The organism is Pseudomonas chlororaphis subsp. aurantiaca (genome assembly GCF_013466605.1).
In the GTDB taxonomy this organism is placed as follows: domain Bacteria; phylum Pseudomonadota; class Gammaproteobacteria; order Pseudomonadales; family Pseudomonadaceae; genus Aquipseudomonas; species Aquipseudomonas chlororaphis_I.
Genome location: NZ_CP059162.1, coordinates 4,002,472 through 4,024,518 on the forward strand (window position 1 = coordinate 4,002,472; position 22,047 = coordinate 4,024,518).

A 22,047-nucleotide genomic window follows, 5' to 3' on the forward strand; every position below is an offset into this window, starting at 1 on the left:
GCCACCTATGCCCGGGATACAAATTGTCGCCCTTTTGCGCCCTTGACTGGATACAGGGAGCGAGGCTGTCGCCATCCAGCCCGCAGGATCGAAGCGACAGCCGTCAACCCGACAAGCGCGCTGACCTCACGTATAACCACCGTCCATGTCGCCGGTATGACACCCCACATCCCGTGCCGAAAGCTGAACTGACGCCCGGCGCTGATCCGCAGGCTGTCGATACCCACACCTTTCCGAGGGCTGATGCGCTCGGGAAATGTCTTCGGGAAGTTGACGCCTTCAAGGCAGAAGTCCAGCACCTGGGGCGGGCTGCGACCGGCGATAAAAGTCGTGCGCTCAACCACGGGCATGCCAGGAAAACTCCTTGAGAGCATCAACAATATATGATGAACAACATCATAAATATTACACAACCATATGTTTTTATTGAATTTACTACTCTTGATAAATCACATTAACTTAACCACTAAAAGTGCATGGAAATAATCACAATCTGCATGAACGACCAAGCAGACCTTGAAGCTCCGTTGCCACTCGATCCAGGAGCACGCCCCCTGCTGCGGACGGTAGAAACCTGCCATGGACGATGCCATCGGCGGCCTTGCGCCCTCGCCTCGCCAGCAAAACCTGTGCTTTTGATCGACTGCCGGACCTGCTCGGTGAAGGGGTCAGGCACCCGCCCCGACCCCGACGCAGTTGGCAAAAAGACGCTCGGGAGATGCCCCAGGCGTTACTGCTTTTTCAGCTTGTTAAAGGACTGATGCAGGTCGGAGGCCCAACCGTCGATAACGTTTTTCACGTCCGCCGGCTGCATGACCTGGGTGTCGTTCTGCAGCGGCTTGCCACTGCCCTTGCGCACCACCTGGGCGATCACCTTGTTGTTGCCGCCGTCGATAAACTGCGCTTCGGTGCCCAGGGTGGTCTCCTGGTCGCGGATCCCACTGGCCGTGCTCACCGCCGCTGCCACCAGGGCGATGGGAATGATTTCGTAGGGTTTCAGGCCTTCGGTCTTGCTGCTCACGGCGGTGATCGCCGCGCGCACCACAATCACGCCTGGCCCCGGTGCGCTGGCCAGGGGCATGGCCTGGCCGATCTCGCGCTTGAGCGCCTCGTCGTAATAGCGGTTGATGCCGTACAAGGTGTTCTGCGGGATCTTCACCGTCGGTTGCGGCTTGGGATAGAACTGGGTGGGCTCGATATAGACGCTGCTGTACTGCTTCAAGTCCAGCTTGGGATCGACCCAGCGCATCACTTCGACGCCCGATGGCGACTTGGCCTCCTTGAGCTGGCTGTAGTCGCCAAGAAAACCGGAATACTCGTCGGGCTGGGTGACGTTGCTGGAACAGCCCACCAACCCGAGGGTGGCCAGGCACAGCGTGCTCATCATTGATGCGAGCTTCATGGGGTAACTCCTGTCAGAAATCCGGAAGCGCTACTGGTTTGAGGAAATCTAGGTATAGCCAATAGCGGGCATATCAGCACGGCAAAAGCGGATTAATCGGCGAAGCAGGCCAGAGTTTTCTTAGCGGATCGGAAAGAGACAGGTGCAGCGTCAACACTGCACCCCACCCCATTACCAGGTGGTTCCGCGCCTTGCCGCCGCCTCGCGCCGAGCGTCGATGCGCATGGCCTTGAGCAGGGAAAAGGTCCCGGCCAGGACGATCACGGCGCCAAACACGAAGTCGATGCCGTACAACTGGTAGTCCTGCAGCGGCCCGATCAGGAATACCCGCACCGCCGCCACGCCCAGCAGCGTGGCGAGAAAGTCGATGGTCGGCTCGTCTCGGTACAGCACCATCAACAACGGCAAGCACAGCACCAGCAACAACAGCAGCACGATGATCTTGAACGAGCCTTTGCGCTCGATGCTGAAGGCGCACTCGCTGGCGCCATAGGCCGGATAGTCGCCGGGCTGGACCAGGCTGTTCTGCTCGGCGATGTAGTCCGCCGGGTTGTACACCCGGGTCGGGGTGAAGGTATTGGACAGGTTCATCTGCGTGGTGATGCGCTTGAACGGCAGGTCGACCTGCTCGTTGCCCTTGAGGATGTACAGCACCGGCTTGTAGCCGTAGCGGTAGACCTCGAAGGGAAAGCGGCTGGACTCGCCATTGACCCGGATCGGCCGGCTTTCCAGGTCCGCGTAGGCATTCTTGTGCGGGGAACTGAAGTTGCGGTTCAAGGGCTTGACCTTGATCTCTTCAAAGAACAGCGGCGGCATGTTGTAAGTGGACTGCAACGGCTCCAGGCGCAATTTCAGCGGGTAGCGGCCCAGTTCATAGCGGTTGTAGGTGCGTTCGGAAACGTTGACCTCCCCCGAGACCCTGAACTGGCCCTGGGTGCTGTTGGTGACCCTGAGCAGCAGATAGTCGCGCTTGAAGGAATGCGGCGAATCCACGGCGGGGCCGCACCAGCCGTAGCTGTCGAGGGGGTCGCCGAGGCGCCCGCTGCGGGCATCCTGGTACACATAGAAATAGCCGACCCACAGGGTCAGGATCAGCAACAACGAAAACAACCCGAGTATCTTTTTAGCAACGCTCACAGCCGCGACTCTCTTCCATGGATGGCCCATGCCAGGCACGCCTGCGACTGATCGCCGGACGCCGATCCCTGGCTCCTTCATAAGGGGTGGGACTCTACCAAAGTGCCATCAGCGACCCAAGGACAAATGCCCCTGTCGGCCAGACAATGGCAGTCGCCTGCCCGATTCCCGGGCGGCTGTGAGCATCGATGGAAGCGCCGACCGGTGCCGGCGCCCCCTCTTCAGCGCCGCCGGAACAGCGGCCGCGGCTCGATCGCCGAGCGCCCGTAAAGCACGCTCATGCCCGCCAGCCCCTTGAGGGCGTCGTCGGCGCATTTGTCTTCGCGGATGGCAAAGCTGTCAAAACCGCATTGGCGCATATGGCTGAGCTGGTCGCGCAGCACATCGCCCACCGCCCGCAGTTCGCCCATCCAGCCCAGTCGGGTGCGCAGCAGATAGGCCTGGCTGTAGGCGCGGCCGTCACGGAAGCTGGGGAAATCCAGGGCGATCAGCGGGATCAGCTTGAGCCAGGGCCTGAGGCTTTCCACCTCATCGTCCGGGCCGAGCCAGACCCCGTCCCGCGCCGGCACATGCTCGATGCGGCGGATCAGCCAGCGGGCCAGTGGCAAGATCAGCGGCCCCTCGGGCAGCGGGCCGTCCACTTCGCGCACCAGGCTCCAGGGATCGTCCTCGACCCGCCCGGCCTGGCCTTCCTGCAAGCGCAACAGATTGTTCATGGTTTTAGTCTCTCGCTCACGGCTGTAATTCCTCGCTCATGGCTGTGCTTGCTGTTGCACGGTCGCGTTGCTGGCTCATGGCTGTGCCTCCAGCACTTTCGGATAGACCCGCTCCTTGAACGGCTCCAGGTCGATGCGCTGCACGGTATCGACGAACAGCTCCTCGCTTTCCCGGTAACGCACGAAGGTGGCGATGATGCGTTCGATCACCCCGGGCACTTCCTCGGCGCTGAACGACGGGCCTATGACCTTGCCCAGCGCGCTGTGCTTGCCCTGGGCACCACCGAGGGTGATCTGGTACCACTCGCTGCCGTTCTTATCGACGCCGAGGATGCCGATATTGCCGATGTGGTGATGGCCGCAGGCGTTCATGCAACCGGAGATGTTCAGGCTGATATCACCCAGGTCATGCAGGTAATCCAGATCATCGAAGCGCGCCTGGATCGCCTGGGCGATGGGGATCGACTTAGCGTTGGCCAGGGCGCAGAAATCGCCACCGGGGCAGGCGATGATGTCGGTCAGCAGGCCGACGTTGGCGCAGCCCAGGCCGTGCTCGCCCGCCAGCCGCCACAGTTCATGCAGCGCGGCCTTGGGCACGTCCGGCAGGACAATGTTCTGTTCGTGGGCGATACGGATCTCGCCGAAGCCGAAGGCCTCGGACCACTCGGCCACCGCCTCCATCTGCGCCGCCGTCACGTCTCCGGGCGGCGAGGCGCTGCCGGGCTTGGTCGACAGCACCACACTGGCGTAGCCCGGCACCTTGTGCGGCTTGACGTTATGCGCCACCCAGCGCTCGAAAGCCGGCTCCTCGGCCAGGCGGCTGCCGTAGTCGAGATCGGTGGCCGGCTGGCGCTCGTAGAGCGGCGGGATAAAGGCACTGGCGACCCGCTGGTATTCGGCCTCGGTCAGCTGCGCCGGGCCGTCCTTGAGGTGCTGCCACTCCTCCTCCACTTCCTTGGCGAAGGCCTCGATACCCAGGGCCTTGACCAGGATCTTGATCCGCGCCTTGTACTTGTTGTCGCGCCGGCCGTGGCGGTTATAGACCCGCAGCACCGCCTCGACATAGGACAGCAGGTGCTGCCACGGCAGGCCGTCGCGGATCTGCTGGCTGAGGATCGGCGTACGCCCCAGGCCGCCGCCGACCATCACCCGCAGCAGCATCTGCCCGCGCCAGTCGCGGTACAGGTACAGGCCGATGTCATGCATCATGATCGCCGCCCGGTCCTCGCGGGCCGAGCAGATGGCGATCTTGAACTTGCGCGGCAGGAACAGGAATTCCGGGTTGATGGTCGACCACTGGCGCAGGATCTCCGCCAGGGGCCGCGGGTCCATCAGCTCGTCGGCGGCCACCCCGGCGAAGGCTTCGGTGGTGATGTTGCGCACGCAGTTGCCGGAGGTCTGGATCGCGTGCATCTCGACGCCGGCCAGGCGTTCGAGGATGTCCGGCACCTGGGCCAGTTCGATCCAGTTGAACTGCATGTTCTGCCGGGTGGTGAAGTGGCCATAGCCGCGATCGTAGTCGCGGGCGATGCTGGCCAGGGTGCGCATCTGCCGCGCACTGAGGGTGCCGTAGGGAATGGCCACCCGCAGCATGTAGGCATGTTTCTGCATGTACAGGCCGTTCTGCAGGCGCAGCGGCAGGAACTCTTCTTCGCTCAGCTCGCCAGCCATGAAGCGTTCGACCTGATCGCGAAACTGCGCCACCCGTTCAAAGACCAGGGCCCGGTCGTACTCGTCATAGTGATACATGTCACGGCCTCATCAGTGCTGACCCCGATCCCGCCCCTGAAGCCGCTGTAATCCTGTAGCCGCTGCCGAGCAGCGGCTACAGGGCCACGGTGGCTACGGGGTTATGGCATTCCAGGGGTGATCCGGGGGGTTTGGTGTGGCGATGACTATGCCCTTGCGGCTCAGAGCGTTACAGATTCAGGTAAAAACTAAAAAACCGTATCAGCCGGTCCCGAGCCTGCATGGGCAGGCGAGTAAATCTGATCCGTACTAATGGTTTTTTTCTGAGCCTGTTTTGTTTCGCCGCTGCTTTCTACAGTGCAGGGCATGCCAGGCCGGGTGGCCTGGCAAGCCTTTGCAACCGTGGAAGCATTGACCATGAGCACAGCAACAATGGAACCGGCCTACAACTACAAGGTGGTGCGCCAATTCGTCATCGCCACCGTGGCCTGGGGCGTGATCGGCATGGCAATGGGGGTGTGGATCGCCTCCCAGCTGGTATGGCCGCAAATGAACCTCGACCTGCCCTGGACCAGCTTCGGCCGCCTGCGCCCGCTGCACACCAGCCTGGTGATCTTCGGTTTCGCCGGCAGCGCCCAATTCGCCGCCAGTTACTACGCGGTGCAGCGCACCTGCCAGGTGCGGCTGTACTCCGACAAGCTCGCCGCCTTCACCTTCTGGGGCTGGCAGTCGGTGATCCTGATCATGCTGGTCACCCTGCCGCTGGGCTACACCACCACCAAGGAATACGCGGAAATCGAATTCTCCGGCGCGGTGTGGATGGCCGTGGTCTGGGTGGTCTACGGCATCGTGTTCTTCACCACCGTGGTGCAGCGCAAGACCAAGCACATCTACGTCGGCAACTGGTTCTTCGGCGCCTTTATCCTGGTGATCGCCATGCTGCACGTGGTCAATCACCTGTCGATCCCGGTGGACTGGTTCAAGTCCTACCCGGTGTACTCCGGCGCCACCGACGCCATGGTCCAGTGGTGGTACGGCCACAACGCCGTGGGCTTCTTCCTCACCACCGGTTTCCTGGGAATGATGTATTACTTCGTGCCCAAGCAGGTCGGGCGCCCGGTGTATTCCTATCGCCTGTCCATCGTGCACTTCTGGGCGCTGATCACCCTGTACATCTGGGCCGGCCCGCACCACCTGCACTACACCGCCCTGCCGGACTGGGCGCAATCGCTGGGCATGGCCATGTCGCTGATCCTCCTGGCACCGAGCTGGGGCGGCATGATCAACGGCATGATGACCCTTTCCGGCGCCTGGCATAAATTGCGCACCGACCCGATCCTGCGCTTTTTGGTGCTGTCCCTGGCCTTCTATGGCATGTCGACCTTCGAGGGGCCGATGATGGCGATCAAGACGGTCAACGCCCTGTCCCATTACACCGACTGGACCATCGGCCACGTCCACGCCGGCGCCCTGGGCTGGGTGGCGATGATCACCTTCGGCGCCATCTACCACATGGTGCCCAAGGTCTTCGGCCGTGAGCAGATGCACAGCATCCCGCTGATCAACCTGCACTTCTGGCTGGCGACCATCGGCACCGTGCTCTACATCGCTTCGATGTGGGTCAACGGCATCACCCAGGGCCTGATGTGGCGCGCGGTCAACGACGACGGCACCCTCACCTATTCCTTCGTCGAAGCCCTGCAGGCCAGCCATCCGGGTTTCATCGTGCGCTTCGCCGGGGGCGTGTTCTTCCTCAGCGGCATGCTGCTGATGGCCTACAACACCTGGCGCACCGTGCGCGTGGCCGACCCGCGCCTGGCCCTCAGCGACGCCCAGATCGCCTGATCGCCCAAGAGCACGACGCGGGCCGCACCGCCCGCGTCGTTCGTTCCCTCCTGCAGCACAGCGAGCCCTCCGATGATCGAATTCGCCCTTGACCTGCTCGGCGTGACCTTCCTCTACCTCAGCATCGACTACTGCCTGCGCCATCAATCGGCCAAGAGCCTCGACGACGCCAGCCTGATCCCCTTCGCCGACGACCCGGACGTGGCGCGCCGGGTGGAACTGGCCACCGGCAAGAAGATCGACGCCGTGGCGCCGGAACCGACCGAAGCCCGGCCGGGCTGGGGCAATATGGAGGTTTGAGGGATGCCCTTGACGGGCTGGAGCAACAACCGCAACGCCCGATAACCCTTCATTCGCCAGACAGCATGGAGCTCACCCACGCTCCCGGGGAATCAGCACCTGCAGCTGCGACGCCAGGAAGTTGCCGTCGAAGGTGAAGACGTCGGGCTCCTTCAGGCCATTGGCCTTGCGCCATTGCCAGCTGCCGTCGGGCAGGCCCACCAGGGACACGCTGCCGTAACGCGCGGCGGTCAGGCCCATCACCGCCAAGGAAATTTGCCCGGCGGCGCCCATCACATCGGGCACGAACTCCACCGGTTTGCCGGCGATCACAATGGTCAGCTTTTCGGTCTTGAAGGTCGAGGTTTCCAGCGGGACGCTGGGGCTGAAGGCCACGTAGGGTTCGCGAGTCAAGGCCAGCAGGTCCGGCATCAGCACCGGCGCCAGCCACTGCTGGATATGATCGAACAGCTCATTGATACGGTTCGCCCAGACCACCGACTGGCTTTCGAACAGCTGTTTCTTGTGGGCTTCGCTTTCGGCGTAGCGGCGAAGCATCTCGCCCAGTTGCTGTACGTCGTCCATGTTCATGCCTCTTCGAGAAACCGCGATTGCGGAACTCGATCATGGCAGATGCACGCCCGCGTCGTATGACTAAAAGTCGAACCCTGACGGCACGGCTGCCGAACGGTGAACGCGCTCGCCCTCAGCCTCGTCCGCCGCCGAGGGCGCGGTACTGGCTGGGGGTCAGGCCGAGGATCCTGCGAAAGGCGCTGCCCATATGGGACTGGTGGGCGAAGCCGGTTTCCAGGGCGATGGCGGCGAGCGACAGGCCGCTGTGCTCGATCAGCCGCCGCGCCGCCTGGACCCGCACTTCGACCAGCCAGGCATGGGGCGTCATGCCGATGGCGCGGGTGAAGTCGCGCAGGAAACGCAGTTCGTTGCGCCCGGTGCAGGCCGCCAGCTCAGTGAGCGACAGCGGCTCGGCGAACCGCTCGTCGATTAGCCTCAGCACCCGGCTGAACTCGGCGCGCCTGGCGGTCTTGGCGGGTGGTTTGTCGAAGGCCGCCAGGCCGGCGAACTGCAAGGCGCATTGTTCCAGGGCCAACCGATCGTGGTTGGGGTCCAGCAACAGCCGCCGCGCCTGCCGTCCCAGCACCAGGGCCCTCGCATGTCCTGGCAGCTGCAGGCGCCGCGAACCGCTGGCGATATCCAGACCCTGTGGTTCGGCCAGCCAGCGCAGCAGCAGGTATTCACCGCCGTGGGGCGACTCGGAAAACACCTCGACCCCGGCCGGGGTCAAGGCCAGGGTCCCCGGCCAGCTGTCGAAATCCTCGCGCCGGTCGCTGCCGATGGCGTGCACGCCCCGCTGGCGCTCCAGGCTCACGCCGAGGCTTTGCCACTGCAACGGATCGCGCGCACTGTAGGCCGCGCGCGGCAGCAATTGCAGGTCGAGCGTGCCGCCCAGCAGTTCGCGGCGCGGCAGCCCGTAACCCTGGACCTTGCGGCTCAGTACGGCGGGCATATGAAATTTCTTGATAGATCGCGGGGCTGTGCCACGGGACACTCTCGGCATTCAGGTTTGTCAGCGACAGGAGCTGCGTATGCGCACCATCGGCCTTATCGGCGGCATGAGCTGGGAGTCCAGCGCCGAGTATTACCGCCTTATCAACCAGCAGGTACGGGACCGTCTCGGCCCGCTGCGCTCGGCGCAGTTGCTAATGTACAGCGTCGACTTCGGGCCTGTCGAACAGGCCCAGCACGCCGGGCGCTGGGACCTTGCGGCAGAGATCCTGGTGGATGCGGCGCGCCGCCTGGAGGCCGGTGGCGCCGAGTGCGTGGTGCTCTGTACCAACACCATGCACAGGGTCGCCGAGCAGATTCAGGCTGTGCTGTCGGTGCCCTTCCTGCACATCGCCGACCCGACCGCCGAGGCCGCGCTTGAGGCTGGAACCCTCAGCGTGGGCCTGCTGGGCACGGCCTTCACCATGGAGCAGGATTTTCTCAAGCAACGCCTGGTCGATCGCGGCCTCAAGGTGCTGGTGCCGGACGCCGTGGACCGCCAGGCCGCGCACCGGATCATCTACGACGAGCTGTGCGTGGGCGTCATCAGCGAGACCTCGCGCCAGCGCTACCAGCAGGTGATCCAGGCCCTGAAGGAGCGCGGCGCCCAGGCCATCATCCTCGGCTGCACCGAGATCGGCCTGCTGCTCAAACCGGAGCACAGCCCCCTGCCGCTGCTGGACACCACCGAGCTGCATGCGCGGGCGGCGGTGGCGTTTGCCCTGAGTGAGGCGCAGTGACCTGTAGCCGCTGCCGTAGGCTGCGATCGACCGGAACGGTCGTGGCGATCTTGCGGGCGCCAGAGGTCCTTCGGACCTATCGCAGCCTCGCTGGCGCTCGGCAGCGGCTACAGGGGCGAATCAGGCCTGGGGGGTGCGGCGCAGGCGCGCCATGCTCAGGACGTCAACGTACTGGCCGTCGCGCACCGCGTAATCGCGCAGCAGACCTTCGCGCTCGAAACCGAACTTGCGGTACAGGCCCAGGGCGGCTTCGTTGTCGGCGAACACCGTCAGTTCTACCCGATGCAGGTTCATCCAGTTGTCCGCCACATCCAGCACCGCCGCCAACAAACGGCTGCCGACGCCCTGGCCCTGCCATTCCACCGCCACGCCCATGCCGACGCCGCCGCAGTGGGCACGACGGATGCGCGAGTACTGCTCGATGCTGCAACTGCCGATCACCGCCCCCTGGTGCAGCGCCACCAGGGCCACCCGCCGTTCGTTGTCCGGCGCCAGGCGATTGCGCCAGACCTCGGCGGACTGAAACGGCATTTGCAGCACCTGCCGGGCGACCGCAGGGTCGTTGTACAGCGCGGTGATGCCCTGCACATGGGCTTCGCTGAAACGTTCGATGACGATAGTGGAGGGCTCGGCGGGCATAAGTCTTCCTTGGTTTATGCGATAGGGCCGTCGAGTGTAGAGCGCCAGGGGCGGTTGTGGCGATAAGCTGAACGACCGCGTTGCGGTCTATCGCGAGCAAGAGCTGGGCGCCCCCCTTGCTCCTACAGCAGCAGCGAAGCAGCAGCGCGCCCGGCGGCTATTCAAACCATTCGCTGCGCTCATTGAAGGTGCGCAGGATCAGCTCCACCAGCATCCTCACCTCGGCGTCGTGCTCCATTTCGGCGTTCACCGCCATCCACACCTGGCGCGGCATGGCCTCGTCGAACAGCCCGGGCAGTGCCGTCAGGCCGCGGTCGAAGCGGCTCATGTAATGGGGCAACAGGCCGATGCAGGCGCTGCAACGGATCATCTCCAGCATCAGCGCGTAGGAATGCACCTGCACCACTCCCGCCAGGCGCTGCTCCACCAGCTGGTTCCACGGCCGCAGCGGTTCGACCTGACGGTCCTGCTGCCACTGCACCAGCATGTAGTCGGCCAGGTCGTCCAGGCTGTCGGGGCGCGCCGCGACCCGCGAATAACGCTTGGCGATATGCGGCAGGTAGTCCAGGCGCACCAGCGGCTGCGGCGGGCTGGTGACGAAACTCGGCCCCGGTGCCGGCGAATCCACCCCGCCCAGCCACACCACCACGTCGGCGCTCAGGGCCCGCAGCGACAGCTCGCTGTCGATGGAGATGATCTCCAGGCGCACGCTGGCGTTGCGCCGCAACAGGGAAATCAGGTCACGGCCGAGGATATCGTGCAGGATCGACTCGGCCACCGCCAGGCGCAGCAGCGGCTGTTCGAGCACCGGCAGCGTGCGTTCGTGGGCCAGGGCGATCAGTTGCGCCTTGAGTTGCTGGCCTTCGCGGCTGAGGCTCAGGGCGCTGCCCTGGAAGCTGAACAAGGAGCGGCGCAACTGTGCCTCCAGGTGCGCCAGCTGTTTGCGCAGCAGCGTCGACTTGATGTTCAGGCTGCGCGCCGCCTGCATGAAGCAGCCGCAACGGGCGGTGACCAGGAAATACTGGGCCAGCTCCGGCTCGATCCCGGCGGCCAGGGCCAGCCAGGCTTCCCGGGGTTCGGCCGGAGCGATGTAGGGTGTGATGCCCGAGATCGGGGCGGGTTCCAGAAAGGACATGGGTGACTCCCTGTCGTGTGGGTGATGGCATCCATTGCACGTTGTCATAGCGGGTCGGACGGCTGCGCCGTCCGATAGCGGTATCAACCACGCCGCCGTACTTACAGCTTCTCCTCCAGCACCTTGTTCAACTGCGCGCCGTCGATACTCAGGGTCGCCGTGTCGAGCATGCCTTCCAGATAGGCCTTGGCGATCTGCTCCTGGCGCTGGGCCCGCAGGGCCTGGGTCAGGCGTTCGCGCAACTCGTCCAGGGTCGCGGTGCGGGCCGGTTGCTGCTCGGTCAGCTTGAGCACATGAAAACCCGCCGCGCTCTGCACCACATCGGACACCGCGCCGACCTTCAGGCGCGCCACCGCGCCGCGGACCTCGGGCAGCAGTTGCTGCAACGGCTGCAAACCCGAGTCGCCGCCGCGCCGGGCACTGTCGGGTTCCTGGGAATACTGGCTGGCCAGGGCGGCGAATTCGCCCGGGGCGGCCTGGGCCTTCTTGCTCAGTTCCTGGGCCTGCTTGCGTGTTGCTTCCAGCGCTTGCGGGTCACTCACCGCGAGGAAGATCTGGCTGACCCGGTACAAGGCCGGGGTCTGCCACTGCGCCTTGCCCGCGTCGTAGGCCTGCTGCAACTCGGCCTCGCTCGGGTAACCGGCCGGCACCTGGCTGACCGAGCGCAAGTAGTCGCGAAAGACGATCTGCTCGGTGGCCACCCGGGTCTGCAAGGCCACGTCCGGACGCTGGCGCCAGCCCTGGGCATCGGCCTGTTCGAGCACGGCCTTTTCCGCCAGGCGGGTGCGAATCCAGTTTTCCAGGGCCGGGCGATTGCCCCGCAGCTGCTCGCGGGACGGCTCGGGCAACGCCGCGAACAGCGCCTTGAGCTCCTCCGGCGCCACCCGCTGGTTACCCAGGCGCGCCACCGCCGGGCTGTCGTCGACCGGGCTGGCGGCCATCGGCCTGGGCTGTTGCGCCGCCACCGGGTCGCTGCCCGGGCGCACGCCCAGCCACACCGCCAATGCCACCAGGGCCAGGGCTCCGACACCGACCATCAGGCTTGGCTTCTTCACTGCGCAGGCACCTCGGCGGCCTCGGGCGTTGTTTCAGGCGCATCGGCCTGGGCCTGCAGGCGCGCGGCGTGCTGGCTGTAGTCGCGCAGGTAGACGATGAATTCCTGCAACAGCCGGTCCCAGAGTTCCAGCTGGCTGCGCAGGTGATCGTGGCTGACCCCGGCCACCACCACGTCCATTTCCATCACCAGGAACTCGCCCTGCACCGACAGCCGGGCAAAGCGCCGCGAGGCGTTCCACAACTCGGCCAGGCCCGCCGGCAACTCGCCCTGGACCCGCAGCGCGCAGCTGAAGGTGAAGTCCACATAGCTGCCCTGTCCGGCACCCGCCGCGTTGCCGAAGCGCACAGCGTAGCCGATGCCCTGGCTCGCGCTGAGCAGTTGCACGATGCCGTTCTGGTCGGTCTGGTTGACCCGGTAGCCGGCGCCTTGCAGCAGTTCGGTGAGGCTCTGCGGGGTGACGCTGGCGATCAGTTGCGTTGCTTCAGTCATGCTCGATTCTTCCCTGATGTTCAGTGGGTACTCGCTGCCTGGGGGGCATCGAACTGGGTCTTGTACAGGTCGTCGCCAAAGCCCTGGGCCAGTTCCTCGAACTTGACCCGGGCGCCGCCGGCGAAGGGCTGGCGGATTTTCATCACCTGCGCCACGTCGATCTTTTCGTAGGCCGCGAGGATCTCTTTGGCCACGCCATACATCTGCTGATTCTTGACCGAACATTGCTGCACTTGTGTGTCACGCTCGCTCAATTGCGCCTGCAGCCTGGCCCGCTCGGCCTCTTTGGCCCGTGCCATGACCAGCAGTTCGTCATAGGCCTTCTTGAACTTGCCGATCTGCTCGCTGCTGGCGGCCATCTGCGCCTGGGCCTGGCTGTGCAGGTTCTGCTGCTGGCCGGCCAGTTGCTCGGCCACGCCGCGGGCCTTGGCCAGGTCGGCGGTCAGTTGCTTGATCTGCGCCTGCGCCTGCTTGGCCTGGTTCTCGGCGGCGACCCGGGCGGCGCTGGCCTGGGCCTGTTCGCTCTGCAGCGCCTGCAACTGCTGGGTGGTGCTGCGCAACTGGGTGCGCAGGCGCTCCTCCATGCCTTCGGCGCTGGCCCCGCTGGCCAGCAGCACGCCCAGGGTCAACAACAGGCAGCGCCCTGCCCTGGCTCGCGTGTTCATCGCCGTGCTGTTCATAGCAAGACTGGTCATGACAGTGCCCCTTGCGCCCTAGAAGCGCGTGTTGATTTCAAGCTGCAAGACATCGATGTCGAACGGCGCGCCGTACACCGCCTCGGAGCTCAGCCAGCGGCCGGTGGCGAAGACGTTCTTGGCCAGGCCGTAGTTGCCGCCGAGGAAGTAACCCTTGGCGTTGGTGCCGCCGAGGTGGAACGAGGAATCGTTGAAGCCGTCAGGCAGCGCATCGGGCTGGATGTACTTGTAGCCGGCGAACAGGTTCCAGTCGCCCTGCTTGGCCAGCTCCAGGCTGTTGCCCAGGGTGAACTGCACCATCCAGGCGTTGGCGCCGCTTTCCAGCTCGCCGTTGCTGTCCAGGTTGTTGACGATCTGGCCTTCGGAGCGCTTGCGCATCTCGCCTTCGTCGTAGCCCAGGTTGTGGATGTAGTTGGCCTGGCTGCGCAGCTTGAAGTTCTCCGGCAGGTCGGCGTCCCACACCAGGTTCAGGTCCAGCAGGTTGAACTCCGAGGCCAGGCCGACGAACTGCGGCTGCGCGGTGGCGGCCGGGTTGAGCGGGTTGGGCGTGATGTCGCGCAGCAGGAACACGCTGTTACCCTTCTGCATGAAGGCCACGCGGCTGCCGTCGCTGTCGCAGCCCGGCGCCCCGGCCCAGGGTTCGCAGGCACTGGAGCGCTGGCCTTCGATGTCGTCGAAGCGGTAGTAGGCCAATGCGCCCTTGAGCCGGTGGTTGCCGTTGATCGCCCAGTTGGCGCCGATCTGCGCGCCGTACAGCCATTTGTTGTCGCTTTCTTCCTTGTCGAAGCCGTTGCTGGTGGAGGTGTCGTTGGTGTACTCCACCGGGAACGCGCCGACCGTGCCGAACAGGCCCCAGTCACGATTGAGCTTGTGGTTGAAGATCGCCGCCACACCGTCGAAATTCAGGTCGTTGGAATACAGCAGGTCGGTGGAGAAGAACGGGTTGGCGATCCGCCCGCCGGTCAGGGTCAGCTCGTCGGTGGCCTTCCAGGTCAGGTAGCCCTGGTCGAGCCAGATGTCCTTCTTGCCGAACCCGCCGCCCAGGGTCTGGGTGGTGGACACCGGGTTGTTGTCCGAGCCGGTGCCGATGCGGATGCCGGCGGTCCAGTCCTCGGCGACCTGCGCCTTCATGCCCAGCCGGGCGCGCAGGCGGAACAGGTTCTCGCGGTCTTCGCGGGTGTTGAGCAAGGGCGGCAGGTTGGAGCTGCTGTTGGGGTTGACGTCGTACGGGCCCTTGTCGTTGAGCCTGGCGAAGTCGACGATCTCGTTGCTGTTGCTGCCCGAGTAGTAGCGCGACTCGTCGCGCAGGCGAATGTCGCCGTCGAAGCTGATGCGCGACACCCAGTCCGGGAAGGTGTTGGGCTGGGCCCAGTTTTCCTGCTTGGCGGTGGCCATGACCTCGGCCTTGACCTGGTCGCGGATCTGGTCGCGGACGATGGCCGGCACGTATTGCACCCGCACATCCCCCGGGGTCGCCGCCGGCCCTGCCGCCACCGCGGTGTTGGCCTGGCGCGCCTGCTGCGCTTCGCGCTCGGCCTGGGCGATCAGGCCGTCGGCCTGTTCCTGTTTCAGCACGCCCTGCTGCACCAGCAAACGGATCAGATTGATCGTGGCGTTTTCCGAGGGCGCAGCGGGCGCGGCCGCTACCGGTCCCACCAGGGTCGCGATGACCATGCCGATCGCCAGGGACAATCGATTCACGTTGGAAATCATTTGCACACAGCTCCTTTTGGCAAAACTTGCATCAATCGTTCGGTTAACCCGGACGCCGCCCCTGCAGGGACAGGCGTACAGGCAGGGTCAGGGAGGCCGGTGGCCGCTCCGTCAGGTGCGGCGCGCCGCGCAAGGCGGCCAGCACCAGGGTGTCGATCTGCGGGTTGCCGCTGGACTTGACCAGCTCGACCCGGGTGATCTCGCCGACGGCACTCAGCCAGACGTCGGTTTGCAGCGAAAAGGCCTGGTTGCGCAGGTCCGGGTTTTCCCGCAGCACGCGCTGGAAGGTGAAGGCCAGGAACTGGCTGTAGGTGCCGTTGCCCAGGCGCCCACCGCCGGAACCGGCCATGCCGCCACCCTTGCCGGCGCCGATGTTGAAGGCGTCGCTGCCGGCCTGGGCATCGCCATCCATCTGCATCGGATTGGCCAGGTCGTCCACCGGCGACGGCGGTGCTTCTTCCTCGGGCTTGACCTGTTCCGGCTCCGGGGTCGGTTCCGGTTCGGGCACCTTCTCCTCGACCGGCGGCTCCGGTTCCTTGGGTTTTTCCGGCGGCGGTGGCGGTGGTGGCGGCAACGGGATGATGGTCGGCACCTTGGGCGCCTCCCGGCGCACTCCGCTCATGTCGTTGGCCCACTGCCAGAGCAGCCAGGCAGCGCCAGCCCCCAGCAGCAGCCCCGCGCCCCACTTGAGCAGGCGTGGCGCCGTGCGGTTTTTCACTGGCGGCAGCTGGATAGGTTGTTGTGCGGTCATGGGTCAGCCCTGGCTCGGTTTGCCGGTGACCAGGCCGACCTGGGACAGCTCCAGCCGGCGCAGCAGGTCCAGGACCTCGATGACCTTCTGGTACTGCACCGTGGCGTCGCCGCGCACGATCACCGGGAAGTCCGGGTTCAGGGCCTTTTCCATGCGCAGGCGTTCTTCCAGCTCCGCCAGGGTCACCGGGTAGGCGTCGAGGAACACCTGGCCGCCGTCGTTGACCGAGATCGCCTTGGTCTTGGCCTCGGACAGCGACACCGAGGCGCTGGCCTTGGGCAGGTTGATCTGGATCCCGGAGACCTGGGCGGTAGCGGTGAGGATGAACATCACCAGCACCACCATCAGCACGTCCACCAGGGGCGTGATGTTGATGCTGTCCACCGCTGCGTCGTCATCGTCGTCGTGGGAGGCGTTCACAGAAGCCATGACGTTTCTCCTCAGGCCGGCACGCTGGCGTTGGCGTTATGCCCACGCGCAGGCGCGGCTTCACTGGACTGGCCGGCGCCATGCAGCTCGGCCAGGCGGGTGATGAACTCGTCGACGAACACCCGCATGTCGGCGCTGACTTCCTTGTTGCGGGTAATCAGCCGGTTGTAGCCGAACAGCGCCGGGATCGCGACGAACAGGCCCATGGCGGTGGCCAGCAGGGCCGCGGCCATGCCCGGGGCGATGGCGTTGATGTTCACGTCGCCGGCCATGGCCGTGCCGAGGAACACCACCATGATCCCCAGCACCGTGCCCAGCAGGCCGATATAGGGCCCGCCGGCGATGGCGTTGGACAGGGTCGAGAGCTTGGAACTGAGCTGCTGGTTCTCGCGGGTGCGCACGCCGTCCATGGAGCAGCGGATGGCCTCGATGGTCGCCGCCGAGACCGACGAGGTGTCGGCGCCCTGCTCGCGGCGGGTGCGGATCTCCTGGACCGCCACCTGGTACAGGCGCCACAGCGAGGAATGCTCCAGGCGCTGGGCCAGCTCGCGGTCGTCGGCGAACATTTCCAGGCGGGTGCCGACTCGGGCGAACTGCTCGCGGAACAGCTGGTTGGCGCTGCTGACACGGCCGACCATGCGGTTCTTGCGGATCATGATGATCCACGACTGGAACATCATCAGCACCAGCACCGCGATGATCACCCAGGCATCCACCGGCACCGCCTTGAGCAGAAAGCCCAGGCTGCCGAAACCGAAGCCCGACTGTTCTTCATCGACGCCGTACACCACCAGCTTCGACTCGGCGCCCTGGGCCGCGGCATCGGCCAGCAGCAGGCCGGCGGGACGCGCCACCTTGGACAGGCGCAGTTCGTCGATGGCGCCGTTGAACGGCAGGAACGCACTGGCCTCGGCGCCTGCAGCCGGCGGCAGGTCAGCACCGATGGCCAGCGGCGAATTGAACGCCGGCAGCGCCACCGCCAGGCGGGCGCTTTCGCGGCCATTGACCCATAGCGCCAGCTGGCTGCCCTGGGCCGTCAGGGCCAGGTGCTGCCACTGCCCGGGGTTGAGCGGCTGGGTCGACACCGCGCGCTGGCCGTCGACCTCGACAAAAGGCACGCCCTGGTTGACCCCGACCAGCAGGCTGCTGGCCCCTTCACGCCGGGCCAGCAACAGTTGCTCGCCGCCGGCCTGGTCCAGGCGCAGCCAGGCGCTGAAGGTAAAGGCGCCATCGGCGCTGTGTTGCAACGACGGGCTGGCCGGCAACAGCAGCGGCTGGCCGTTGAACTGCAAGGCCCGGCCGATGACCCCGTCGATGCTCGCCCCGGTGGCGTTCTGCGCGTGGTTGCCGTAGGCCGTGGTGTCCTTGGCCGGGGTACCGTTGGCGCCGTCGAAGTGATAGAGGGCGATGTAGTTCGGGTCGAAGGTCAGCTGGCCGTTGGCGCTGGCCGGGGCCTTCTGGTTGCCGTAGTACATCCAGATGTCCTGGCGCTGGCCGCCCTCCACGTTCGGCACATCGACCCAGACCAGGGCCATGCCCATCAGCGGATCGAAGCTTTCGATCTGGTGGTTGAACACCGTCTTGTCATCGGCGCTGACGAAGCGCAGGTCGGAGCCGTCTTCCTTGACCCCGTCGAAGCTGAAGTTGCCGGTGTGCAGGCGCACCAGCAGCGCGGTGCGGCCCAGGGCCTGGTTGATGGCCGCGCCTTGCGGCGTGGTGTCGATGGAGACCTGCTTGCGGTAGTGCCAGTCGTCCTGCCACCACGCCTGGGCCGTCGCCGGGAGCACGAAGCCCAGGCAGATCAACAGGGAAATCAGTAAGCGCTGCATGAAAGTTACTCCGTGAAAGATCAAAACGTCGCCTGCACACTGAAGTGCACGCGCGAGTCCTGTTTCTGGGTGTTCGGTCCATCAAGCAGCGGGTAACCCCAGTCCAGGCTGCCGGAAAGCCATTTGCTCAAGCTGGCGCGGGTGCCCAGGCCGACGCTGGCCAGGCTGTAGTCGGCCTCCTGGTCGGGAAGCTCGTCGCGCAGGTACATCCGGGCGCCTTCGGCGAAGGCATAGAAGCGCCATTCGTTGACATACCCGCCCAGGTACTTGGCCAGGGACGGCGTGCGCAGCTCCTGGGAAAACAGGTAGCCGTCGTCACTGGTGCGCTCGGCCGCCAGGTAGCCGCGCACCGAGGTGGCGCCGCCGGCGGAGAACTGCTCGTTGGACACCAGCGGCCCCGAGGCCAGCTGGAACGCGGCCTTGGATGCGCTCTGCCAGTCGTTGGCAAAGGTGTAGGTGTAATTCAGGTCGCCCTTGAGCACGGCGAAGCTGGGGTTGGCGCGGTAGCGCTTGTAGTCGAAGTCCTCGTCCGAACTGCCGTAGCCGAACAGGCTGCGGGTGCCGGCCACCAGGCTCAGGCCGAGGCCCAGCTGGGAGGTCTCGGTGTAGCGAAAGCCGTTGTAGGCGAAGGTGAACGGCGCGTACTTGAGCGGCACCTTGTCGCTTTCGCCGCCCAGGCTCAGCTCTTCCTCGAAGTCCTTGAAATCCACCCCGACCGAGAACGAGTTGGCCCAGCTGCCGCTGGCCGGCAGGCTGTAGATCAGCGACAGACCATAGGAATGGCCCTTGCCCAGCACGTTGCTGCCGCCGATGGTGGCGACGTTGCTGTCGGACTTGTAGCCGGCGAACTGCAGGCTCCAGCGCTCGTTCAGCGGCGCGGTATAGGAACCGGACCAGACCTTGGCGTTGTCCTGGTCCTCGGGCGCGGTGAAATAGGTCAGGGAAATGCTGTGGCCCAGCTGCCAGAGGTTGTTGTAGCCCAGGCTAGTGACCGCCCGCAGGTGCTTGGTGTCGGCGCTGTAGTCGTTGTTCAGGCCGACGCTGGCCTGCCACGGGTTCTGGTCTTCCACCTGCAAGTCGACGTCCATGGTGCCGGGGCGCCGGCCTTCGCGGACCAGCGGCATGACCTGGCGCCCGGGAGTCTTGTTCAGGCTCGCCAGCTGGCCCTGGACCTTGGCGAAATCCGGTACCTCGCCTTCCTGCAGCGCCGGTACCTCGTCGCGGATTTCCACCGGCGAATAGTGCTTGGCCCCCACCACCCGCACCCGCCCGACCTTGGTCTCGCTGACCTGCAGGTAGACGATGCCGTCCTCGACCTTCTGCTCCGGCAGCTCGACGAACACCGACTGATAACCGCGGGCCTGGTAGACCTTCTGCAAGGCGTCGCGGGCGCCCTCGATATCGCTCAGGGCCTTCTGCGGGCCAAGGAAGGGATACACCGCCTCTTCGATGGCCCGCGCATCGAGCACGGTGTTGCCGCGCACGAAGTACTCATTCACATCCACCAGCCGTGCAGGCGCGGCCTCGCCTTGCGCCGCACTGCCCTGCACCGGCTCGCCTTCCACCGGGCCGCCCTCCTCGGCCAACAACGGCTGGCTCAGCGCGACCAGCGCCAGCCAGCCGCACACCGGCAGCCAGCGCCTGGTCGGCCCCGGCCGCCCCCTATCGAACAGATGCTCCACACCGCCCCCTAGATTTCCAAGAATGTCGAACCGCGTCGAAACCGCCGTCGCCGTCTGTACGGCGTTTGGCCGGTTCAATTGCTCAAGGTCGATGTCGTGGCGTGCTTGGCCAGCCAGCTGTGCAGCAGCGCGAAGTTCAACGAGAACTCGGGCATTTGCAGCAAGGCGCCACAGAACACTTCACCGATGATTTTCTGGATCAGCAGCACCGCCCGCGCATCGTTCAACAGCGTGGCGATGTCGCGGCTCAGCACGCCGAGGCTCCAGACCTTCTGGTTCAGGTCCAGGCCGACGAACCAGCGAAACAGCAGGTTGTAATTGAGCTGCTCGTACAACTGCTGCTCGCCGGGCACCGAATACAGCAGCTGCAACAGCAGGATGTGCATCACCGTGCGTGGGGCGATGAGCATGCCGGGCTCGCTGTCCAGGCCCTGGAGAATGTCGCGGTGCTGGTCGAGCAAGGCGTCGATCTGCGGACGCAGCAACACCAGCGAATGGCCCGGCGGGATGTAGCTCGACACCTCCTTCAAGGCGCCCTGCCAGTCATCCTGGGAAACGATCCAGACCCACGGCGCACCGTAGCGATAGACTGACACCGGCTTCTTGCGCGCGGCCTCGACGATCTTCGACAACCGCTGGTCCAGCTCCTGCATGCCCACTTTCGCGTAGCGTTCCATAGTCCCCATAACCTCACTCCCGGCGTCCCGCCTCGGCTCAGAACAGTGGCCAGAAGGCCCCCTCAAGCGCGTCACATATCCATGACGGGACTGGCTAAGTGCTACCGAACTTTTGTCACAAAAGCTTCACTCGGAAGAGGGAGAGACTTGTCCGCGATGCCCGGGAACACCTGCGCACCCGGTTCGGAAATACGGGATGGCGGCTTGCAGGAACGACGGAGGAATCGGTGAGACAGCCCGTAGAAGAGCGGGCTGGAAAAGACTGGGGACCTGCGTTCATCTGAAAGCTGATTGTAGGAGCGGCCGGTCGACGCTCGATTGCCCGTGATGGCGTCGGCACTGTCGCGGGTGATGCTAGTTGGGGTACAGGCCCCTACAAAAACTGCCCGTCTGGCAGGCCCAGATCGATGCCCCCACTGGCTAATGCCGAAGCCGCTGCCCTGGCCTTCGCTGAAAACAGTCGCAACCGCACGATTTTATCCAGCGTGTCGCTGCGCAACGCCCCGTCGTGCCGGTTGCCGATCAGGACCACATGCGCAATCGTCCAACCGCCGGCCCGGGCATAAAAAAGGAACCAGCGGCGGATCGCAGGTAAAGACGCCAATATCCAGATAGCTGTGCTCCATGCAGCGGGTGGCCACAGCGACCGTCCTCAGCCCCACACCCTGTAGCCGCTGCCGCAGGCTGCGATCGGCCGAATGGCCGTGACGTTTTCAAGACCGCTGAAGGTCCTTCGGACCTTATCGCAGCCTGCGGCAGCGGCTACAGGGCAAGCGTCGGGGAAGTAAGCACCCGGGGGCCCATCAGCATGCGGGCGCCCGGCAGTTGAACAGCCCTGGATTCAGAGCTGCTTGGCCATGGACTCACTGATGGCCTGCAAACCAGCCTCGGTGATCAGTTTCCAGTCATCCTCGGTAATCATCTGCATGCCTTCGCGTTTCAAGGTCTTGACCTCGACAGGCGAGGACGCGCTACCGGTGTCCACCTTCAGATGCGATTTGTTGTTCACCGCAACGGAGAAGGCACCCGGCGACATCCATGACCAGAACTCAACCACATGCACGGTGACGGTCCTGGCATCCGGCGCCTGCTCGGTGCTCGGCACCACTTGATAACCGGCTTTGCCGTAGGCTGCACCGATGCTCTTGGCAATCAGCGTACTGACCTTGATGCCCTCCGGTAACAGCACATCGCCCAATCCCATGCCATAGCCATTGCGCTTGCGCGCAATCGCGCGCTCGGTGATCGCCTTGTCGTTGATCTCGCCGTTCTTCAGCGAAGGAATATCGGCACTGCGCGGGTCGGCTTCAAAACGACGCTCGTCGAGCACGTTGATCACCACCTTCTGGCCGTTGCCACTGGCCACTTCAGGCCCGTCGATATCTACCACCGAACGGCTGGTGGCGCAGCCGAACAAGGTCGTGGACAGCAGCAGCAAACCAGCGAGTTTCAGGTATTTCATGGCAACTTCAATCATTGGCATCCATCCAGTTCCGATTCAGTAAACAAGGCTGCCCGACGCACCCAGGCGTATTCGGGCAGCGCAGAATAATGCGTAAAGCCATTAAATTGCCACCACC

General features: G+C 64.8%; 22 protein-coding genes and 1 pseudogene. 3 read left to right on the top strand and 20 right to left on the bottom strand.

What is annotated here, in order from left to right; translation table 11 throughout:
* Positions 1-122: 122 nt before the first annotated feature.
* From H0I86_RS18100 to nirA, 5 genes and pseudogenes are all read right to left on the bottom strand, one after another.
* A pseudogene (locus tag H0I86_RS18100) lies at positions 123-350 on the bottom strand (polyketide cyclase); the annotation flags it as partial.
* 380 nt (positions 351-730) lie between these two features.
* The gene (locus tag H0I86_RS18105) at positions 731-1,402 is read right to left on the bottom strand and encodes a DUF3313 domain-containing protein (protein ID WP_180921552.1); all 672 of its coding nucleotides are present in this window, start codon (positions 1,400-1,402) and stop codon (positions 731-733) included.
* Between the two features lie 171 nt (positions 1,403-1,573).
* The gene (locus H0I86_RS18110; protein WP_180921553.1) at positions 1,574-2,539 is read right to left on the bottom strand and encodes a hypothetical protein; all 966 of its coding nucleotides are present in this window, start codon (positions 2,537-2,539) and stop codon (positions 1,574-1,576) included.
* Positions 2,540-2,760: 221 nt separating this feature from the next.
* On the bottom strand, positions 2,761-3,255 hold the full coding sequence (locus H0I86_RS18115; protein ID WP_180921554.1) for a DUF934 domain-containing protein: 495 nt from the start codon (positions 3,253-3,255) through the stop codon (positions 2,761-2,763).
* A 75-nt stretch (positions 3,256-3,330) separates the two neighbouring features.
* Complete coding sequence (nirA, locus tag H0I86_RS18120) at positions 3,331-5,004, bottom strand: nitrite reductase NirA (RefSeq protein ID WP_180921555.1); 1,674 nt, start codon at positions 5,002-5,004, stop codon at positions 3,331-3,333.
* A 357-nt stretch (positions 5,005-5,361) separates the two neighbouring features.
* Between nirA and ccoN the strand changes: the two genes are divergently transcribed.
* Positions 5,362-6,789: a cytochrome-c oxidase, cbb3-type subunit I gene (ccoN, locus tag H0I86_RS18125; protein ID WP_009048795.1), complete on the top strand. Its 1,428-nt coding sequence runs from the start codon at positions 5,362-5,364 to the stop codon at positions 6,787-6,789.
* Between the two features lie 72 nt (positions 6,790-6,861).
* The gene (locus tag H0I86_RS18130) at positions 6,862-7,089 is read left to right on the top strand and encodes a cbb3-type cytochrome c oxidase subunit 3 (protein WP_180921556.1); all 228 of its coding nucleotides are present in this window, start codon (positions 6,862-6,864) and stop codon (positions 7,087-7,089) included.
* 72 nt (positions 7,090-7,161) lie between these two features.
* On the opposite strand, the gene H0I86_RS18135 is transcribed toward H0I86_RS18130, so the two are convergent.
* On the bottom strand, positions 7,162-7,653 hold the full coding sequence (locus H0I86_RS18135; protein ID WP_180921557.1) for a hypothetical protein: 492 nt from the start codon (positions 7,651-7,653) through the stop codon (positions 7,162-7,164).
* A 121-nt stretch (positions 7,654-7,774) separates the two neighbouring features.
* A complete protein-coding gene (locus H0I86_RS18140; protein ID WP_180921558.1) occupies positions 7,775-8,593 on the bottom strand; it encodes a helix-turn-helix domain-containing protein in 819 nt (272 codons plus the stop codon).
* A 79-nt stretch (positions 8,594-8,672) separates the two neighbouring features.
* Between H0I86_RS18140 and H0I86_RS18145 the strand changes: the two genes are divergently transcribed.
* Complete coding sequence (locus H0I86_RS18145; protein ID WP_180921559.1) at positions 8,673-9,371, top strand: aspartate/glutamate racemase family protein; 699 nt, start codon at positions 8,673-8,675, stop codon at positions 9,369-9,371.
* Between the two features lie 120 nt (positions 9,372-9,491).
* Here H0I86_RS18145 and H0I86_RS18150 read toward each other — a convergent pair whose 3' ends face one another.
* The 13 genes from H0I86_RS18150 to H0I86_RS18210 form a co-directional block, all read right to left on the bottom strand.
* On the bottom strand, positions 9,492-10,010 hold the full coding sequence (locus H0I86_RS18150; RefSeq protein ID WP_180921560.1) for a GNAT family N-acetyltransferase: 519 nt from the start codon (positions 10,008-10,010) through the stop codon (positions 9,492-9,494).
* 157 nt (positions 10,011-10,167) lie between these two features.
* Complete coding sequence (locus tag H0I86_RS18155) at positions 10,168-11,145, bottom strand: LysR substrate-binding domain-containing protein (RefSeq protein WP_180921561.1); 978 nt, start codon at positions 11,143-11,145, stop codon at positions 10,168-10,170.
* 101 nt (positions 11,146-11,246) lie between these two features.
* Positions 11,247-12,200 (bottom strand): peptidylprolyl isomerase, encoded by a 954-nt coding sequence (locus H0I86_RS18160; protein WP_180921562.1) that lies wholly within the window; start codon positions 12,198-12,200, stop codon positions 11,247-11,249.
* On the bottom strand, positions 12,197-12,691 hold the full coding sequence (locus H0I86_RS18165) for a YbjN domain-containing protein (protein WP_180921563.1): 495 nt from the start codon (positions 12,689-12,691) through the stop codon (positions 12,197-12,199). The genes H0I86_RS18160 and H0I86_RS18165 overlap by 4 nt, the downstream gene beginning before the upstream one ends.
* 20 nt (positions 12,692-12,711) lie before the next feature.
* Complete coding sequence (locus H0I86_RS18170) at positions 12,712-13,356, bottom strand: DNA repair protein (protein WP_180925867.1); 645 nt, start codon at positions 13,354-13,356, stop codon at positions 12,712-12,714.
* 48 nt (positions 13,357-13,404) lie between these two features.
* Positions 13,405-15,099 (bottom strand): putative porin, encoded by a 1,695-nt coding sequence (locus H0I86_RS18175; protein ID WP_180921564.1) that lies wholly within the window; start codon positions 15,097-15,099, stop codon positions 13,405-13,407.
* Between the two features lie 43 nt (positions 15,100-15,142).
* On the bottom strand, positions 15,143-15,850 hold the full coding sequence (locus tag H0I86_RS18180; protein ID WP_180921565.1) for a TonB C-terminal domain-containing protein: 708 nt from the start codon (positions 15,848-15,850) through the stop codon (positions 15,143-15,145).
* Between the two features lie 3 nt (positions 15,851-15,853).
* Entirely contained in the window at positions 15,854-16,279 is a 426-nt protein-coding gene (locus tag H0I86_RS18185) for an ExbD/TolR family protein (protein WP_023964687.1), read from the bottom strand.
* Positions 16,280-16,290: 11 nt separating this feature from the next.
* Positions 16,291-18,108 (bottom strand): DUF2341 domain-containing protein, encoded by a 1,818-nt coding sequence (locus H0I86_RS18190; RefSeq protein WP_180921566.1) that lies wholly within the window; start codon positions 18,106-18,108, stop codon positions 16,291-16,293.
* Between the two features lie 20 nt (positions 18,109-18,128).
* On the bottom strand, positions 18,129-19,790 hold the full coding sequence (locus H0I86_RS18195) for a ShlB/FhaC/HecB family hemolysin secretion/activation protein (RefSeq protein ID WP_258019337.1): 1,662 nt from the start codon (positions 19,788-19,790) through the stop codon (positions 18,129-18,131).
* Between the two features lie 74 nt (positions 19,791-19,864).
* A complete protein-coding gene (locus H0I86_RS18200) occupies positions 19,865-20,476 on the bottom strand; it encodes a transposase (protein ID WP_172666944.1) in 612 nt (203 codons plus the stop codon).
* A 364-nt stretch (positions 20,477-20,840) separates the two neighbouring features.
* On the bottom strand, positions 20,841-21,071 hold the full coding sequence (locus H0I86_RS18205; RefSeq protein ID WP_258019338.1) for a hypothetical protein: 231 nt from the start codon (positions 21,069-21,071) through the stop codon (positions 20,841-20,843).
* Between the two features lie 237 nt (positions 21,072-21,308).
* A complete protein-coding gene (locus H0I86_RS18210; RefSeq protein ID WP_258019339.1) occupies positions 21,309-21,944 on the bottom strand; it encodes a flagellar biosynthesis protein in 636 nt (211 codons plus the stop codon).
* Between the last annotated feature and the right edge of the window lie 103 nt (positions 21,945-22,047).

What these genes read in the sequence shown, in the direction of transcription:
- H0I86_RS18105 (WP_180921552.1), bottom strand. Translation starts at nt 1,402, where the DNA reads ATGAAGCTCGCATCAATGATGAGCACGCTGTGCCTGGCCACCCTCGGG.
- H0I86_RS18115 (WP_180921554.1), bottom strand. Translation starts at nt 3,255, where the DNA reads ATGAACAATCTGTTGCGCTTGCAGGAAGGCCAGGCCGGGCGGGTCGAG.
- nirA (WP_180921555.1), bottom strand. Translation starts at nt 5,004, where the DNA reads ATGTATCACTATGACGAGTACGACCGGGCCCTGGTCTTTGAACGGGTG.
- ccoN (WP_009048795.1), top strand. Translation starts at nt 5,362, where the DNA reads ATGAGCACAGCAACAATGGAACCGGCCTACAACTACAAGGTGGTGCGC.
- H0I86_RS18130 (WP_180921556.1), top strand. Translation starts at nt 6,862, where the DNA reads ATGATCGAATTCGCCCTTGACCTGCTCGGCGTGACCTTCCTCTACCTC.
- H0I86_RS18135 (WP_180921557.1), bottom strand. Translation starts at nt 7,653, where the DNA reads ATGGACGACGTACAGCAACTGGGCGAGATGCTTCGCCGCTACGCCGAA.
- H0I86_RS18140 (WP_180921558.1), bottom strand. Translation starts at nt 8,593, where the DNA reads ATGCCCGCCGTACTGAGCCGCAAGGTCCAGGGTTACGGGCTGCCGCGC.
- H0I86_RS18145 (WP_180921559.1), top strand. Translation starts at nt 8,673, where the DNA reads ATGCGCACCATCGGCCTTATCGGCGGCATGAGCTGGGAGTCCAGCGCC.
- H0I86_RS18150 (WP_180921560.1), bottom strand. Translation starts at nt 10,010, where the DNA reads ATGCCCGCCGAGCCCTCCACTATCGTCATCGAACGTTTCAGCGAAGCC.
- H0I86_RS18155 (WP_180921561.1), bottom strand. Translation starts at nt 11,145, where the DNA reads ATGTCCTTTCTGGAACCCGCCCCGATCTCGGGCATCACACCCTACATC.
- H0I86_RS18165 (WP_180921563.1), bottom strand. Translation starts at nt 12,691, where the DNA reads ATGACTGAAGCAACGCAACTGATCGCCAGCGTCACCCCGCAGAGCCTC.
- H0I86_RS18170 (WP_180925867.1), bottom strand. Translation starts at nt 13,356, where the DNA reads ATGAACACGCGAGCCAGGGCAGGGCGCTGCCTGTTGTTGACCCTGGGC.
- H0I86_RS18175 (WP_180921564.1), bottom strand. Translation starts at nt 15,099, where the DNA reads ATGATTTCCAACGTGAATCGATTGTCCCTGGCGATCGGCATGGTCATC.
- H0I86_RS18180 (WP_180921565.1), bottom strand. Translation starts at nt 15,850, where the DNA reads ATGACCGCACAACAACCTATCCAGCTGCCGCCAGTGAAAAACCGCACG.
- H0I86_RS18185 (WP_023964687.1), bottom strand. Translation starts at nt 16,279, where the DNA reads ATGGCTTCTGTGAACGCCTCCCACGACGACGATGACGACGCAGCGGTG.
- H0I86_RS18190 (WP_180921566.1), bottom strand. Translation starts at nt 18,108, where the DNA reads ATGCAGCGCTTACTGATTTCCCTGTTGATCTGCCTGGGCTTCGTGCTC.
- H0I86_RS18200 (WP_172666944.1), bottom strand. Translation starts at nt 20,476, where the DNA reads ATGGGGACTATGGAACGCTACGCGAAAGTGGGCATGCAGGAGCTGGAC.
- H0I86_RS18210 (WP_258019339.1), bottom strand. Translation starts at nt 21,944, where the DNA reads ATGATTGAAGTTGCCATGAAATACCTGAAACTCGCTGGTTTGCTGCTG.